Origin of the sequence: Actinomadura violacea (assembly GCF_017573465.1) — a bacterium.
In the GTDB taxonomy this organism is placed as follows: domain Bacteria; phylum Actinomycetota; class Actinomycetes; order Streptosporangiales; family Streptosporangiaceae; genus Spirillospora; species Spirillospora violacea.
On record NZ_JAGEPF010000005.1, the window covers coordinates 302,618 to 317,324 of the forward strand.

Consider the following 14,707-nt stretch of genomic DNA (forward strand, 5'->3'; position numbering starts at 1 on the left):
AGGTTGGGGTGGAGTGGGGGGCGGCGTTTAGGGTGCGTTGGACGGGTGGTCGTTGCGGGAGGGGTGGGGCGTGGACGTTCTGGAGCGGGTTCGGGAGATCTGCTTGGGGATGCCGGAGGCGACGGAGAGGCCGTTCGGTGGGCATACGTCGCCCTCCTTCCGGGTGCGCGACAAGTTGTTCGTCATGACCAGCGAGGACGGCTCGTCCATGATGTTCAAGGCCGGGCCGGGGGTGCAGGAGGCCCTCGTTTCGGAGAGCCCGGAGCGGTTCTTCGTTCCGAAGTACGTGGGCGCCAAGGGATGGGTCGGCGCACGGTTGGACGTCGAACAGGACTGGGCGGAGCTGGCGGAGCTCATCGAGGACAGTTTCCGTCTGATCGCGCCGAAGCGGGTCTCGGCTCAGCTGGACTGAGGCGCCCCGGGGGGTCAGCGGCGGCGGGAGAGGGACGTGAGGCGGGCGGCGATGCGGGTCATCGTCGCCTCGTCGGGGTTCCAGCCGCGTTGGAGAAGTGCGGTCAGGAGCGCCTCCAAGTAGGGGGCCGGGCGGGACAGGAAGAGCTTGGTGACGGGGATGATCTGCCAGCCCCTCTCCCGGCGGAGCCAGCGGCGGCGGTTCTCGTCGTGGGCGCGGGCGGCGCGGCCCGTGTGGTGGCGTTCGCCGTCGTACTCCAGGCCGACGCGGTAGGTCTCGTAGCCGAGGTCCACGTAGAGGCAGCGGTCGTTCGGGCCCGCGACGGGCACCTGGGTGCGGGGGCGCGGGAAGCCCGCGTCGACGACGGCGGTCCGCAGCCAGCTCTCGCCGGGGGACGCCGCGCCGCGGTCGCCGAGGCGGAGGAGTTCCCGGAGCCGCCTGTTGCCGTGGTAGCCGGGCAGCGTGCGGGCCATGGCCCTGAGTTCATCGGTGTCGACTCCGTTCCTGAGGAACTGGTCCAGTGCGGCGACGGCTTCGGCGCGCGGAAGCCAGCGGGTGCAGTCGAGCGCCGTCCGGGGCCGGGAGGTGACGCGGATGCCCGCCTCCTCCTCGATGTGGTCGGGCGGAAGCTCGACATGGTCGGGAAGTAAGGGAGGGCCCGTTGCGGGGTGGGCGGGTCGTGGGGTGATGAGGTCGACGTCCCAGTCGGTCTCGTTCACGCCCGGCGGGAGGACGTCGATGCCCCAGATCCACGCGGCGGTGCGGCGGGCGATGACCGCATCGGACGGGAGGAGCCGGCTGAGCGCCGCGGCGCGGGCGGTGAGCGACGAGCCGGTGCCCGGCGCCAAGTGGACGGCCGGGCCGCCGGACGTTCGTTTCCAGGTGATGCCGTGTGCGTTCATGTTCACCGATGATGGTCGCCTCGCCGGGCCCGCGGAAGGGTGCGGGGAAAATGTGGATAACCTCCCGTCAGCGCAGGTCAGCGCCGTTCCCGTGTCAGGAGCACTGCCGTCAGCGCGGCTCCGCAGAAGGCGACGGCCGATGCGGTGGCGAAGAGGGCGTCCAGGCCGTCGGCGAACACCCGGTGCCGGCTCAGAACGGCTCCGTACACCGCGATCCCTACGGCTGATCCGACCTGCATGACGGTGTTGTTGACGCCGGACGCCATGCCGAGCCGGGACCGGTCGGCGACGTCCACGGCGAGGCTCCCGAGGGTCGGCAGCGCGATCCCGCACGCGAGGCCGGCCAGCGCCATGCCGGGGGCGAGGTGCGTCCAGGAGGAGCCGGCGTCGAGCCCGGTCATGAGCAGGATCGCGACCGCGAGGAGGGCCAGCGAACCCGCGACGAGCGGTCCCTTCGGGAGGCGGTCCATGACGGCGCCGGCGACGGGGCCGGCGACGAGGATGGGCACGACGAGCGGCAGGAAGCACAGGCCGGTCTTGAGCGCCGAGAAGCCGAGCTGGTCCTGGAACCACAGCGACACGTAGATGAGCAGGGCGAACACGCTGGCCTGCACGGTGAACGACCCGATCTGGGTGCCGCTGAACGCGCGGTCCCGGAAGAGCGGCAGGTCCAGCATCGGGTCGCGCAGGCGGCTCTCGGCGATGAGGAACGCGGCGAACGAGGCGGCCGACGCGCCGAAGACGAGCAGGGTCGCGGTGCTCCCCCACCCGTGGTCCTCGGCCCGGAGCAGGCCGAAGACGAGAAGGGACAGGGAGACGGCCAGCAGGCAGGGTCCGGCCAGGTCGATGCGCCGGGGTTCGGACGCGGGTTCCTCACGCGGCAGTGAGCGGACGCCCATCGCGAGGGTGACGGCCGCGACCGGCACGTTCACCAGGAAGACCCAGCGCCAGCCGAGCGCGGAGACGAGCGCGCCGCCGATGACGGGGCCGAGGACGACGGCGAGCCCGGCGGCCGTCCCCCGCACGCCGAAGGCGACGCCGCGGGCCTGTCCCGTGTAGCACTGCGCGATGAGCGCGAGCGTCGTCGCGAACATCAGCGCTCCGGCCAGCCCTTGGACGGCCCGGGCCGCGATGAGGGCGGCGGCGGTGGGCGCGAGGCCGCATGCCAGGGACGCCAGTGCGAACAGCGTCACGCCCGCGAGGAAGGAGCGGCGCCGTCCCCAGCGGTCGGCGAAGGCCCCGGCGGTGAGCTGGGACGCGGCCATCGCCATCGTGTAGGCGTTCATCACCCATTGCAGGTCGCCGAGGCCGGCGTGCAGGTCGCGGCGCATTCCGGGGACGGCGACGGTCACCACCGTGGCGTCCAGCATCAGCATGAAGACGGCGGCGACGATCGCCGTGAGCGGCCACCATCCGGTCTCCCGGTCCGGGTGGCCGGCGATCTCGGCGGCGGGTCTCTGGTCGACCATGCGACTCCTTCCCTAGCACTGTTAGAGGTAATCTAACACCGCTAGGGGGTGCCTTGCACTGCTAGGTTGGGGTCGTGGAGGTGCGCTGATGGCCGCAGGGGATTACGGGTTCGCGCGCGGCGAGGAGACGTCCGCCGCGCCGCGGCTGGACCGCGCGGAGATCGTCCAGGCGGCGCTGCGGCTGCTGGACGAGGACGGGTTCGACGCGTTCAGCATGCGCCGGCTCGCCGCGGCGCTCGACATCAAGTCGCCGTCGCTGTACTGGCACGTCAAGGGCAAGGACGAGCTGTTCGACCTGCTCGTCGACACCGTCATCGGCAAATGCCCGCTACCGGAGGACGGCGCCGGGGAGCCGTGGGACGAACGGCTCATCGCGGTCGGCCTCGACCTGCGCCGCGTCCTGCTCGCGCATCCCGCGGCGACGCGCCTGCTGCCTGGCCGGCTCCCGTTCGGCCCCAACGGGCTGCGCCTCGCCGACCGCGTGATCGGCATGCTGCGCCGCGCCGGCTTCGACGACCGGATGGCGGGCTACGGGTACCTGCTGCTGATGTTCTACGTGACGGGGTTCGCCGTCCAGGAGATCGCGTTCGGCAAGGGTCCGGAGAACGGGGACCGGCTCGCCGAAGTGGGCCGCTATCTGGAGGGACTGCCCGCCGACCGCTACCCCGACCTGGTGGCGGTCGCGGGCGGGCTCCTCGCGCCGCGCCTCACCGACCGGTTCGATTTCGGGCTGCGGAGCCTCGTCGACGGCCTCGCCGAGAAGCGGCGGGCGCGCTGACGTCAGAGGGTCGCGTCGGGGCGCATGACGGTGGCGGCGGACGCGGCCCAGGCGCCGATGCGGTGGATGAGGTCCGGGGTCGCGGCGACCTCGGCGTGGCCGAATCCCGGTTCGATCCACAGTTCCTTCGGGTCGCGCGCCGCGTCGTACAGCTGCCGTCCGTGCTCGGTCGGGAAGAACGCGTCGGCGTCGCCGTGGACGACCAGCAGCGGCGCGGGCGCGATGCGCGCGGCGACCTCGTGAGGCGCTTCGGGGACGGGGTCCCAGCCCTTGGCGGCGATGCGGGTGCCGCGGGCGAGGCGGACGGCGAGACGTCCGAGGGGCCGTTCGATGACCCAGTGGACGCGGCGCATGGGCACGGTGTCGCGGTAGTACCAGCGGGCGGGCGCGCTGACCGAGACGACGGCGTCGACGTCGCCGTGCAGGGCGGCGTGCCGGATGGCGACGGCGCCGCCCAGCGAGAAGCCGGCGACGGCGACGCGCCGGTAGCCGCGCGAGCGTGCGGCGGCGACCGCGGCCTGCACGTCGAGGACCTCCAGGTCGCCGACGGTGGAGTGCCCGCCGGAGCGTCCGTGGCCGCGCAGGTCGAGGGCGACGACGCCGCCGTACCGGTGCAGGACCGCGCCGATGCGGCGGAGCGCGGGCTGCCGCCACGAGCAGGTGAAGCCGTGCGCGAGCACGAAGCAGAGGTCGCCGTCCCCGCCGAGGTGTCCTGCGTCGATCCGCACGCCGTCGGCGGCGTGCAGGGTCACGGGCTCCGGAGTCACCCCTCCATGATCGGTCATGGCGCCGCGGGGATCTCATCCGGCCCGCCGGAGAAGTGCGGCGGATGGGGCTGAACGGGCAGGTGGGTGGGTAGGGAGCGGGTGTGTCGGGGACGCCGGTCGGGTCACGGGCGCGCGGGTCGGGATGGCCGGTATGGACGGCGAAGACCGCGCGCTGCGCCTGACGGCGCGCGAGGGGCCGCCGGACGCCCCGGCCGCCGGGAAGCGGCCCGCGAAGAAGGCGGGTGCGCGTCCCGGGCGTTCGCCGCGGCGCGGTACCGGCGAGTACGCGCTGCGGTCCATGCTGTCGTCGGCGTGGGCGCACGACCGGGCGGCGGACCTGCTGGAGGACATGGCGGCCGTCCATCCGGACGAGGCCGCGGCGCATCTGGAGACGGCCGAGCGGCATCGCCGGTGGGCGGAGAACGACCGGGACCTGGCGGAGCGGTACGGGCCGCACTCCGGGGACCCGGACGGTTTGTGACGGGCGCCCCGCGGGGTGCAGGGTGGGACACCGGGCGGTCATCGGCGACGGCAGGCGGAGGTAGTGGACATGACGGTGGATCCGGGGACTCTTCGAACGACGCGCCGCTCGCTCCACGGCGTCGCGGAACAGCTGCTCGCGGGCCCGCAGTACCGGGAGAGCGGGACGATCCGCCTGCGCGTGCTGGCCGACGGGTTCGCGACCGTCGGCGCGTCGGGCCTCCGCGTGGCGGGGGCCGAGCTCGTCGCGGGTGACAGGGCGATCCCGCTGAACGGCGCGACGTGCGGGGAAATGGCCACGGCGGCCGGCATCGAGGCGGGCGCCCCGCAGGGCCTCTACAAGGACGGCAGCGGTGTCGGAGCGGACGAGACGCTCGGCGTGGACGCCGGCGCAGCCGCCCACATCGAGGAGTGCTTCGCGCGCGGCAACGAGGCCCTGGTCCGGTTCGCGCCGGATGTCGTGCCCGTCCTGTGGCCGGAGCATTTCGACCTGGCCATCACCCTGGACGAGGTCAATTACGGCATATCCCCCGGCGACGATTTCCTCGGCGAGCCGTACGCGTACGCGGGTCCGTGGGAGCCCCGGCAGGGGGCGTTCTGGAACGCCTCGTTCGGCGCGGCGCGGCCCGTCCGGCTCCTGCCCGGCGCGACGGCGCTGCACGACTTCTTCATGGAGGCGCGGGACCGGGCCGCCCACGACCCCGCCCGGCGGCCCTGACCACGCTCTGTGCGACGATCAGAGCAGGACGCTGACCTGGGAGGTCGTTGTGCGCATCGGTGTTTCCCTCGGCGAGCGCGGCGGTGCCGACGCGCTGGACAGGCTGGCCGACGACGTGCGGCGCGCCGCCGACGACGGGTTCGCCTCGGCGTGGATGTCGAACATCTTCGGCGTGGACGCGCTGACCGCGCTCGCGGTGGCGGGCAGCCGGGTGCCGGGGATCGAGCTGGGGACGGCCGTGGTGCCGACGTATCCGCGTCACCCGGCGGCGCTGGCCCAGCAGGTGCGGACCGCCGCGCTCGCGCTCGGCGAGGGACGGCTGACCCTCGGCATCGGCCTGTCGCACAAGGTCGTCATCGAGGAGATGTACGGGTACGACTTCGGCCGTCCGCTGCGCCACATGGACGAGTACCTATCGGTACTGCTGCCGCTGCTCGACCACCAGACGGCGTCGTTCACCGGTGAGACGGTGCGCGGGCAGATCGGGCTGACCGTGCCGAACGAGGGCCGGGTCCCTGTCCTGCTGGCGGCGCTCGGCCCGAAGATGCTGAGGCTCGCCGCAGAGCGCGCGGACGGGACCGTCCTGTGGATGACGGGCCCGGCCACCGTCCGCGACCACATCGCGCCGACCATCACCGCGGCCGCGGAGGCGGCGGGCCGTCCCGCGCCCCGGATCGTGTGCGTGCTGCCGGTGTGCGTCACGGGCGACGCGGAGCGGGCGCGCGAGCGCGCGGCGAAGGCGTTCGAGGTGTACGGGACGCTGCCGTCCTACCGCGCGATGATGGACCGGGAGGGCGCCGAGGGCCCCGCCGACCTCGCGATCATCGGCGACGAGGACGCGGTCGGCGCGCGGCTCCAGGACCTGGCCGCCGCGGGGGTCACCGAGTTCGTGGCGGGCGAGTTCATGCCCGGCGACGACCGGACCCGCACCCGCGCCTTCCTGCGCTCGTTCGCCTCCTGACCCGCCCCGGCCGCCGTCAGGGCGAGATCAGCTCGTAGAGGTTGCCGCTGGAGTCGGAGAAGTACAGGCCGCGCGCGCCGAGCGGGTGGTCGGTGTCGACGCGGCCGTTGTCGGGGTGCGCGGGGTGGTCGCCGTAGGGGATCTCGCGGGCGTCGAGGCGGTCGAGGACCGCGTCGAACGTGGCGGCGTCCACGTCGAAGGCCAGGTGGTGGCCCTGCGGGAACGCGACGGTCATGAAGTCGAGGGTGAGGCCCTCGTCGACCTTGATCGGGACGAAGTGGCGGGCGTGCGGGTGCGGCCCGGTGTACGCCAGGCCCATGACGGCGGCGAAGAAGCGGGCGGCCTCGTCGTTGTCGGCGGCGGTGACGATGGTGTGGTTGAGGGTGATGGTCATTCGGTGCTCCCTTCGGGGTCCGTGCCGGTGAGCGCGCCGTGCAGGAAGACGTCCAGGTACTCCTCCAGGGAGGGCGCCGGGGCGTCGGGGCCGCCCGGCGGGCGGCTGCGGGTGAACACCAGCCCCATGAACATTCCGGCGAGCTGGTCGACGGGCAGCCGGAGCCGGTCGCGGTCGGGTTCGAAGAGTTCGGCGAGCGCGCCCCGCGTGCGGGCCATGGCGGACGCGCGGTCGATCGCGGCGTCGGCCGCCTCGCCGCCGCCGTGCGAGCCCCGGCCGCGGCGCCCGGTGGCGTGCAGGGCGCCGAGGACCATGCCCATGCGGCCGAGGTAGGCCTCGATCGCGGCGGTGGCCTCGGCGAGGCGGGCGGAGAGCGGCTGGTCGAGCGGGATCTCCTGGATCTCGGCGAGCACGTGGTCGGTGCGCAGCGCCTCCATGACGCAGGCGTCGAGCAGCTCGTCCTTGTCGGTGAAGACGCGGAAGATCGTCGCCTCGCCGATGCCGGCGGCGCGCGCGATCTGCCCGGTGGTGACGGCGGTGCCGTGCTCGGCGACGAGCGGCAGCGCGGTCCTGACGATCATCTCCCGGCGCTGCTCGGGACTCATCCCGGGGGCGCGGCGGCGGTTCTTGGCCTCCATGCCCGCCACTGTACGGAGTGAGTGCTCACTCCGTCAATACCGAAGTGAGTGCTCACTCCGACGTTCGCGCGAAACCGGATAAGGCGGCTGATACCGTTGCACTTCAAGCGCGCCCTGGAGCGAAGTCCGGTGTGAACCCGGCGCTGTCCCGCAACTGTGGTGCCCCTGTCGAAGAGGCCGAGCCAGGTCGCCTCCGCGCGCGCCGACGACTCTCGACCTCGTGGAAGGGCGATCCGTCATGACGGGCCGCGGCTTCCCTGCAGCCAGGAGGCTCCTGTGAGACCCGTGCGCGTCCTCGGCGCGGCCATCGTGACCGCCGCCGTGACGCTCGCCGCCGGATGCGGCGGCGACGGCAAGACCAAGACGGCGGACGGCGGCGCGAAGACCGTCACCGTCCAGGCCGGGAACGGCGCGGTGAGCGTTCCCGCCCACCCGAAGCGGATCGTGTCGCTGTCCCCCACGCACACCGAGACGCTGTTCGCCATCGGCGCCGGCTCTCAGGTCGTCGCCGTCGACGGCCTGTCGGACTACCCGTCCAACGCGCCCCGCACGCAGCTTTCCGCCTTCAAGCCGAACGCCGAGGCGGTCGTCAAGTACCGGCCCGACCTCGTCGTCCTGTCCAACGACATGGACGGCATCGTCAAGGCGCTGGAGAAGGTCAAGATCCCCGTGCTGCTGGAACCGGCCGCAGAGAAGCTCGACGACGCCTACGACGAGATCACCGACCTGGGCCTCGCCACCGGGCACGCCGCCGAGGCCAAGAAGGTCACCGATGGGATGCGCGCCGACATCCAGAAGACCGTCGCCGCGTCCACCAAGGGCAAGGGCCTCACCTACTACCACGAGCTTGACAACGAGCTCCACACGGTGACGTCGCAGACGTTCGCCGGGCAGGTCTACGGCCTGTTCGGGCTGCGCAACGTCGCGGACGCCGCGGACAAGGCGAGCGGCGGGTACCCGCAACTGTCCCGCGAGTACCTCGTCAAGAAGGACCCGGACCTGATCTTCCTGGCCGACACCAAGTGCTGCGGGCAGAACGCCGCCGCGCTCGCCAAGCGGCCCGGCTTCCAGAGCCTGAAGGCCGTCAAGGACGGCGGCGTCGTGCCGCTGGACGACGACCTCGCGTCCCGCTGGGGCCCGCGCCTGCCGCAGTTCGTGAAGGCGATCGGCGACGCGGTGCAGAAGACGCGTTGACCGCCGCCCCGAAGGACCCCCGCCCGTGACGCCCCCCGACCGCGAGCCGTCCCCGGCCGTCCGCGAGGACGCGCCCGGGGACGTCCCGGCACGTCCCGAGAAGGCCCCGGCGCGAAAGCAGGACGTCCCGCAGGACGCAAAGGACGTCTTGCAGGACACGGCGGACGTCCCACAGGACGTCAAGGACGTCCAAGGGGCCGCGAAAGACGTCCCGCAGAACGCGGAGAACGTCCCGCAGGACACGAAAGGCGTCTCGCAGGGCGCGCAAGACGTCCGGGAGGACGGGGAAGACGTCCCACAAGACGCGAGCGATGTCCCGCAGGACGCTGAGGACGTCCCGCAGGACGCGAGGGACGTCTCCGCGCGGCGGCGCGGAGACGTCCTGGCGGGGCCGGGGGCCGGGCCTCGGGTGCGGGGTCGGTTGCGGCCGTTGCCGCTGGTCGTGGCGCTGGTCCTGCTGGCGGCGACGCTGCTGGCGGGCCTGGTGGTGGGCGCGGCCGGGCTGCCGGTCTCGGGGATCCTGGCGGCGCTCGCCGACAAGGTCCCGTTCGTGCACGTCGACAGCGGGTTCAGCGTCGTCGACGAGAACGTGCTGTTCCAGCTGCGGGTGCCGCGGGTGCTGATGGCGGCGCTGGTCGGCGGGATGCTGTCGATGGCGGGCGCGGGATACCAGGGGGTGTTCCGCAATCCGCTGGCCGATCCGTACCTGCTCGGCGCGGCGGCGGGCGCGGGCGTCGGGGCGACGCTCGTGATCGTGGTGGTGCCGGGCGACCCGGGATACGGGGTGCCGCTGGCGGCGTTCGCGGGCGCGCTCCTCGGGGTGGCGATGGCGTACGCGCTGGGCAGCGCGGCCGGGCGGGGGAACCGGGCGGCGACGCTGGTGCTGGCGGGGGTGGCGGTCTCGTCGTTCCTGTCGGCGGTGCAGACGTTCATGCAGCAGGTGAAGGCGGAGGAGCTGCAGCGGATCTACTCGTGGATCCTCGGCGGCGTCGGTTCGGCGGACTGGCATCAGCTGGCGCTCGTGGCGCCGTATTCGCTGGTCTCGACGGTGGTGCTGCTCGCGCACGGGCGGCTGCTGGACGTGCTGAGCGTCGGCGACGAGGAGGCGGCGTCGCTCGGATTGTCGGCGGCGCGTGTCAGGCTGACCGTGCTGCTGGCGGCGTCGCTGGCGACGGCGACCGCGGTGGCGGTGAGCGGGCTGATCGGGTTCGTCGGGATCGTGGTGCCGCACGCGGTGCGGCGGCTGGCGGGCGGGTCGTACCGGGTGGTGCTGCCGCTGTCGCTGCTCGGCGGGGCGGCGTTCCTGGAGCTGGCCGACCTGGTGGCCCGGACGGTGATCGCGCCGGGCGAGCTACCGCTCGGCGTGGTGACGGCGTTCGTCGGCGGGCCGTTCTTCGTGGCGGTGCTGCGGGCGAGCCGGCGGCAGGTGGAGACGTGACGGTCGCGGTGCGGGGCCTGGACGTGTCGCTGGGCGGGCGTCCGGTGCTGAAGGGGGTGTCGCTGGAGGTTCCGGCGGGGTCGTGGACGGCGGTGATCGGGCCGAACGGGGCGGGGAAGTCCACGCTGCTGCGGGCGGTGCTCGGGCTGCTGCCGTGCGCGGGTGAGATCGGGGTGGCGGGCGCGGACCTGGCGGCCATGAAGCCGCGGCAGCGCGCCCGGCTGGTCGCGTACGCGCCGCAGAGCCCGAACCTTCCGGTCGGGATGTCGGTATTCGACTACACGCTGCTGGGGCGGTCGCCGTACATCCCGCATCTGGGCCGGGAGAGCGCGCGCGATCGCGCCATCGCGGGCGAGGTCCTGGACCGTCTCGACCTGACCGGGCTGGCGGACCGTCCGCTGGACCATCTGTCCGGCGGCGAGCGGCAGCGCGTGGTGCTGGCGCGCGCGCTGGCGCAGCAGACGTCGGTTCTGTTGCTGGACGAGCCGACGACCGCGCTCGACATCGGGCACCAGCAGCAGGTGATGGAGCTGATCGACCAGCTCCGGCTGTCGGACGGGCTGACGGTCGTGACGACGATCCACGACCTGACGCTCGCCGGGCAGTACGCCGACGACCTGGTGCTGCTGTCGGGCGGCCGGGTGGCGGCGGCGGGCGCGCCCGCGAAGGTTTTGACGAGGGCGGCGATCCAGGAGCACTTCGACGCCCGCGTGCACGTCCTTCCCGGGCCGGACGGCCGGCCCCTGCTGTCCCTGGAGCGCCCTTGAACGTCGAGACGACCTGGCGGGACGAGGACGGCGCGCGGCTCGCCGCGACGGTGTGGCGCGCGGGCGGCGGGTGGCGGGCGGTGTCGTCGGCGATGCTCGGCGGCGGGATCGGGCCCGTGAACTGGGTGCTGAACGCGCAGGTCCGCGGCCGGTACGCGCGGACGGACCCGGTCGTCCATCTGGAGGAGCTGGCGGCGTCGTTGGGCCTGGACGGCCCGGGCGTCGGCATGCTGACGGCGGCGTCCGTAGCGCGGACGATGCGCCGTGAGGACGGTGGCGTCGCGGTCTCGGCGACGGTCGGGCTCCGCGTGCCGACGTGGGCGGCGGCACCGGAAGGGGCCGCCGATCCGGAACTGGCGCCGCTCCACATGGACGTGCCGCCACCGGCGCGGGAGCCCGCGCCCGAGACGACGCGGCGGCCGGGGACGATCAACATCGTCGTCGCGGTTCCGGTGGCGTTGAGCGACGCCGCGCTGGTGAACGCGGTGGTGACCGCGACGGAGGCCAAGACGCAGGCGCTCCTGGAGGCGGGTTACCCGTGCACGGGCACCGCGTCCGACGCGATCTGCGTGGCGGCGCACACTTCGGGCGCGCAAGAGCCGTTCGCCGGGCCCCGCTCGACGTGGGGCGCACGGATCGCGCGGGCCGTGCACGCGGCGGTCCGCGCGGGCGCGCTGGACTACACCGAGTACCTGCGCACCCGGCCGTCCTAGCCCGGCGTACCGGCCGCCCCACCACCCCGGTGCGGTGCGGCGGCCGGTTCAGGGCCAGTGCCGTGTGGGTGAGGGGCATCACCTCCTCGTCGTCGGTTCTCCGGCCGGTGGTCAGCCGGCGTGGGGAAGACGGTGTCCGTTGACCGCGAGCGGGTCGGTTCCGTCCAGCGAGGACCCGTTCGGCCGCGACCCGTTCAGCGGCGGCAGGGGGTGCAGGCCGGTCGGCGGTTCGCGGTCGGCGGCGGGGCGGCCGTCCGGGCGCGGGTCCGCCGGGCGGGTGAGCGCGTCGACGCGGCGGCGGGCGCGGTCGGCCTCGGCGCGCGCGGCGTCGCGTTCGGCGGTGAGGGCCTGGACGGCGGCGCGCAGCTCCTCGTTGGCGCGCGAGATGTCCCGGTTGCGCTCGTCGACGTCGCGGGCGCGCGCCTGGATCTGGTCGCGGTCGGCGACGGCCTGGCCGCGCTGGGTCTCGGCGTCGCGGACGGCGGCGCGCAGGTCGTCGGCGGCGCGCCGCGCGGCGGCGGCCTCGATCCGCTGGCCCTCGACGAGGGTCTCGGCCTCCGACAGCCGGCCGTGCAGGCCGACGAGTTCCGTCCGGGCGGTCTCGAGCGCGGCGAGCAGCTCGCCCTCGCGGGAGGCGACGCGGTCACGGTCGCGTTCGGCGGCCAGCCGCGCGGCGACGGCGGCGTCCGCGGTGTCCTTGGCGTCGAGGCCCTCGCGCCGGGCGGTGTCGCGTTCGGCGGCTGCCTGCTCGGCGGCGGCGCGGGCCGCGGCGGCCTCGCCTTCGGCGGAGTCCGCGCGGGCGCGGGCGGACGCGGTCTCGCGCCAGGCGGCCTCGGCCTGGTGCTGGGAGGCGTCGCGCTCGCGCTGGGCGACGGCGATCTGCCCGGCGGCGTCGGCGCGGGCGTCGGCGACGCGCCGCTCGACCCCGGCGACGCCCAGCTCGGAGACCAGCGACCCGGCGAGCCGGTCGGCGACGGCCTCCAGCCGCTCGACCATCTCCCACGTCCAGGCGACTTGGCCGGTGAGGCCGGGGGTCTCGCGGGCATGTTCGCGCTGCTCGTGCGCGGCGCGCTCGCATGCGCCGGCGCCGTCCTGGCAGTAGCGGACGGTGCGGGCGCCGCGCACCGGCTGCGGCACGGGCCTGCCGCAGCCGGCGCACGGCCAGACCGCGACCGGGCCGCCGGGGCGGGCGGTCCCGTCGCGGGGGACGGTGTCGAGCCCGGTGCCGGGGGCGGTGTCGAACCCGGTGCCGGGGGCGGTGTCGAGCCCGGTGCCGGGGGCGGCTGCGTCCTCGGGCGGGACGCTCTGCGCGGAGTACGCGGGGTCGGTGTAGAAGCCGGGGTCCGTGATCACGGGAAGGTCGGTCAACGTCGGGGCGGCAGGGGTCGGGGCGTTGTCGAGCGGGGCGACCTTCTGGTCTTCCATGTGCCGTTGTACGCGGCGCGCCGCGGGATCGTTCGACGGTCCCGCCGGCGAAGTGCGGCGCCCCTCCCCTGCAGGCGGCCCGCGGCCGCCTATCCCGCCTGTTCCCGCAGGTAGGCGTCCCGCACGCGGCTGCGGCTGAGCTTGCCGGACGGGGTGCGCGGCAGCGACGCGCGGAACTCCAGCCGGCGCGGGTGCTTGAGCCGGGCGAGGCGCGGCTCGCAGTGCGCGAGCAGGTCGGCGGCGAGGTCGTCACCGGCGACGGCGCCCTCGGCGGGCTCGACGAGCGCGACGACGCGCTGCCCCCAGTCCTCGTCCGGGACGCCGATGACGACGACGTCGCCGACGGCGGGGTGCTGGAGCAGCACGGACTCGATCTCGGCCGGGTAGATGTTCACGCCGCCGGAGATGATGAGGTCGGTGCGGCGGTCGCTCATGTAGAGCCAGCCGTCCTCGTCGAGGTGGCCGAGGTCGCCGGGGGTGTAGAACTCGCCGCGCATGGTGGAGGCGGTCTTGCCCGGGTCGCCGTGGTACTCGAAGCCGGGCTGGCCGGCGGCGTAGATGAGGCCGGTCTCGCCGGGCGGCAGCTCCGCTCCCTCCGGGTCGAGGATCCTGATCCGGACGCCGTCGACGGCGCGGCCGACCGTCCCGGGGCGGGCGAGCCAGTCGTGCGGGGTGGCGACGACGACGGCGCCGCTCTCGGTGGAGCCGTAGTACTCGTAGAGGACGGGCCCCCACCAGTCCATCATCCGCTGCTTGGTCTCGACGGGGATCGGCGCCGCGCTGTGGTACACCTGCCGCAGCGACGACAGGTCGTACCGTGCGCGGACGTGGTCCGGCAGGGCGAGCATGCGGTGGAACATGGTCGGCACCATGAAGGAGTTGGTGACGCCGTGCCGCTGGACGAGTCCGAGCGTCTGCTCGGGCTCGAAGCGGGACGCGACGACGACGGCGTGGCCGAGGTTGAGCGCCATCATCGCGTGCACGCACGGCGCCGAGTGGTAGAGCGGCCCGATCGCCAGGTGCACCTCGTCGCCGGGTTCGAGGCCGAGGTGGGTCGCGAGCGTCCGGCGCATGATGTCGAAGAGCAGTTCGGGCGGGACGTCGAGCAGCGGGCGCCGCACGCCCTTGGGGCGCCCGGTGGTCCCGGACGTGTAGAGCATGATGGAGCCCATCCGCCGCTTGCCGGGCGGTTCGGCGCTGCCGGACGCGCACAGCGCGGCCATGGAGCGGTGGCCTTCGGCGGGGTCGACGCTGACCCGCAGGTCCGCGGCGATCCCGGCCTCGTCGGCGGCGCCGGTGACGACCTGCGCGAACGCGCTCTCGGTGACGACGGCCTTCGCGCCGGAGTCGGCGAGGATGTAGCCGATCTCGGGCGCGGTCAGGTGGCGGCTCACCGGGACGATGTAGAGCCCGGACTGCATCGCCGCCAGCAGGACGGTGAGGAACTCGGGGCGGTTGCCGAGGACGGTCGCGACGGCGTCGCCGGGGCGCAGGCCGAGCCCGTCCAGCGCGTTCGACAGCCGGTTGACCTCGGCGTGCAGCTCGCCGTAGGAGACGGGGACGCCGGGGGCCAGGATCGCGGGGCGGTCCGGGTCGTTGCTCGCGATCTCGTAGAAGCCGACGCCCTGTACGCCCATGCGGCTCTCCTCTG

General features: G+C 74.0%; 16 protein-coding genes. 9 read left to right on the forward strand and 7 right to left on the reverse strand.

What is annotated here, in order from left to right; translation table 11 throughout:
- Positions 1 to 70: 70 nt before the first annotated feature.
- Positions 71 to 412 carry an MmcQ/YjbR family DNA-binding protein gene (locus tag J4709_RS09190; RefSeq protein ID WP_307801102.1) on the forward strand — a complete coding sequence of 114 codons (342 nt, stop codon included), beginning with the start codon at positions 71 to 73 and terminating at the stop codon, positions 410 to 412.
- Between the two features lie 14 nt (positions 413 to 426).
- On the opposite strand, the gene J4709_RS09195 is transcribed toward J4709_RS09190, so the two are convergent.
- Together J4709_RS09195 and J4709_RS09200 are read right to left on the reverse strand one after the other, a co-directional pair.
- Positions 427 to 1,314, reverse strand: coding sequence for a type IV toxin-antitoxin system AbiEi family antitoxin (locus J4709_RS09195; RefSeq protein WP_208239072.1), 888 nt, complete (start codon positions 1,312 to 1,314; stop codon positions 427 to 429).
- A gap of 77 nt (positions 1,315 to 1,391) precedes the next feature.
- Complete coding sequence (locus J4709_RS09200) at positions 1,392 to 2,783, reverse strand: MFS transporter (protein ID WP_208239074.1); 1,392 nt, start codon at positions 2,781 to 2,783, stop codon at positions 1,392 to 1,394.
- Positions 2,784 to 2,871: 88 nt separating this feature from the next.
- Here J4709_RS09200 and J4709_RS09205 point away from each other — a divergent pair, with 88 nt between their 5' ends.
- Complete coding sequence (locus J4709_RS09205; RefSeq protein WP_208239076.1) at positions 2,872 to 3,561, forward strand: TetR/AcrR family transcriptional regulator C-terminal domain-containing protein; 690 nt, start codon at positions 2,872 to 2,874, stop codon at positions 3,559 to 3,561.
- Positions 3,562 to 3,563: 2 nt separating this feature from the next.
- Here the strand turns inward: J4709_RS09205 and J4709_RS09210 are convergent, their stop codons facing one another.
- Positions 3,564 to 4,328 (reverse strand): alpha/beta hydrolase, encoded by a 765-nt coding sequence (locus J4709_RS09210; RefSeq protein WP_307801103.1) that lies wholly within the window; start codon positions 4,326 to 4,328, stop codon positions 3,564 to 3,566.
- A 151-nt stretch (positions 4,329 to 4,479) separates the two neighbouring features.
- On the opposite strand from J4709_RS09210, the gene J4709_RS09215 reads away from it, so the two are divergent.
- The 3 genes from J4709_RS09215 to J4709_RS09225 all read left to right on the forward strand — a co-directional run bounded on the left by J4709_RS09215 (position 4,480) and on the right by J4709_RS09225 (position 6,487).
- Positions 4,480 to 4,809: a hypothetical protein gene (locus J4709_RS09215; protein ID WP_208239079.1), complete on the forward strand. Its 330-nt coding sequence runs from the start codon at positions 4,480 to 4,482 to the stop codon at positions 4,807 to 4,809.
- A gap of 69 nt (positions 4,810 to 4,878) precedes the next feature.
- The gene (locus tag J4709_RS09220; RefSeq protein WP_208239080.1) at positions 4,879 to 5,526 is read left to right on the forward strand and encodes a hypothetical protein; all 648 of its coding nucleotides are present in this window, start codon (positions 4,879 to 4,881) and stop codon (positions 5,524 to 5,526) included.
- Positions 5,527 to 5,575: 49 nt separating this feature from the next.
- The gene (locus J4709_RS09225; RefSeq protein WP_208239082.1) at positions 5,576 to 6,487 is read left to right on the forward strand and encodes an LLM class F420-dependent oxidoreductase; all 912 of its coding nucleotides are present in this window, start codon (positions 5,576 to 5,578) and stop codon (positions 6,485 to 6,487) included.
- A 16-nt stretch (positions 6,488 to 6,503) separates the two neighbouring features.
- Here J4709_RS09225 and J4709_RS09230 read toward each other — a convergent pair whose 3' ends face one another.
- Both J4709_RS09230 and J4709_RS09235 read right to left on the reverse strand, forming a co-directional pair.
- The gene (locus J4709_RS09230) at positions 6,504 to 6,881 is read right to left on the reverse strand and encodes a VOC family protein (RefSeq protein WP_208239084.1); all 378 of its coding nucleotides are present in this window, start codon (positions 6,879 to 6,881) and stop codon (positions 6,504 to 6,506) included.
- The gene (locus J4709_RS09235; RefSeq protein WP_232383185.1) at positions 6,878 to 7,519 is read right to left on the reverse strand and encodes a TetR/AcrR family transcriptional regulator; all 642 of its coding nucleotides are present in this window, start codon (positions 7,517 to 7,519) and stop codon (positions 6,878 to 6,880) included. Before J4709_RS09235 ends, J4709_RS09230 begins: the two co-directional genes overlap by 4 nt.
- Before the next feature lie 276 nt (positions 7,520 to 7,795).
- On the opposite strand from J4709_RS09235, the gene J4709_RS09240 reads away from it, so the two are divergent.
- The 4 genes from J4709_RS09240 (at position 7,796) to J4709_RS09255 (ending at position 11,631) form a co-directional block, all read left to right on the forward strand.
- Positions 7,796 to 8,713 (forward strand): ABC transporter substrate-binding protein, encoded by a 918-nt coding sequence (locus J4709_RS09240; RefSeq protein WP_208239086.1) that lies wholly within the window; start codon positions 7,796 to 7,798, stop codon positions 8,711 to 8,713.
- A 409-nt stretch (positions 8,714 to 9,122) separates the two neighbouring features.
- Positions 9,123 to 10,151, forward strand: coding sequence for a FecCD family ABC transporter permease (locus J4709_RS09245; protein ID WP_208239310.1), 1,029 nt, complete (start codon positions 9,123 to 9,125; stop codon positions 10,149 to 10,151).
- Complete coding sequence (locus J4709_RS09250; protein WP_208239088.1) at positions 10,148 to 10,918, forward strand: ABC transporter ATP-binding protein; 771 nt, start codon at positions 10,148 to 10,150, stop codon at positions 10,916 to 10,918. The genes J4709_RS09245 and J4709_RS09250 overlap by 4 nt, the downstream gene beginning before the upstream one ends.
- Positions 10,915 to 11,631 carry an adenosylcobinamide amidohydrolase gene (locus J4709_RS09255; RefSeq protein WP_232383186.1) on the forward strand — a complete coding sequence of 239 codons (717 nt, stop codon included), beginning with the start codon at positions 10,915 to 10,917 and terminating at the stop codon, positions 11,629 to 11,631. The genes J4709_RS09250 and J4709_RS09255 overlap by 4 nt, the downstream gene beginning before the upstream one ends.
- Before the next feature lie 111 nt (positions 11,632 to 11,742).
- Here J4709_RS09255 and J4709_RS09260 read toward each other — a convergent pair whose 3' ends face one another.
- Both J4709_RS09260 and J4709_RS09265 read right to left on the reverse strand, forming a co-directional pair.
- Complete coding sequence (locus J4709_RS09260; protein WP_208239090.1) at positions 11,743 to 13,056, reverse strand: phytochrome family protein; 1,314 nt, start codon at positions 13,054 to 13,056, stop codon at positions 11,743 to 11,745.
- 89 nt (positions 13,057 to 13,145) lie between these two features.
- A complete protein-coding gene (locus J4709_RS09265) occupies positions 13,146 to 14,693 on the reverse strand; it encodes an AMP-binding protein (RefSeq protein WP_208239091.1) in 1,548 nt (515 codons plus the stop codon).
- Between the last annotated feature and the right edge of the window lie 14 nt (positions 14,694 to 14,707).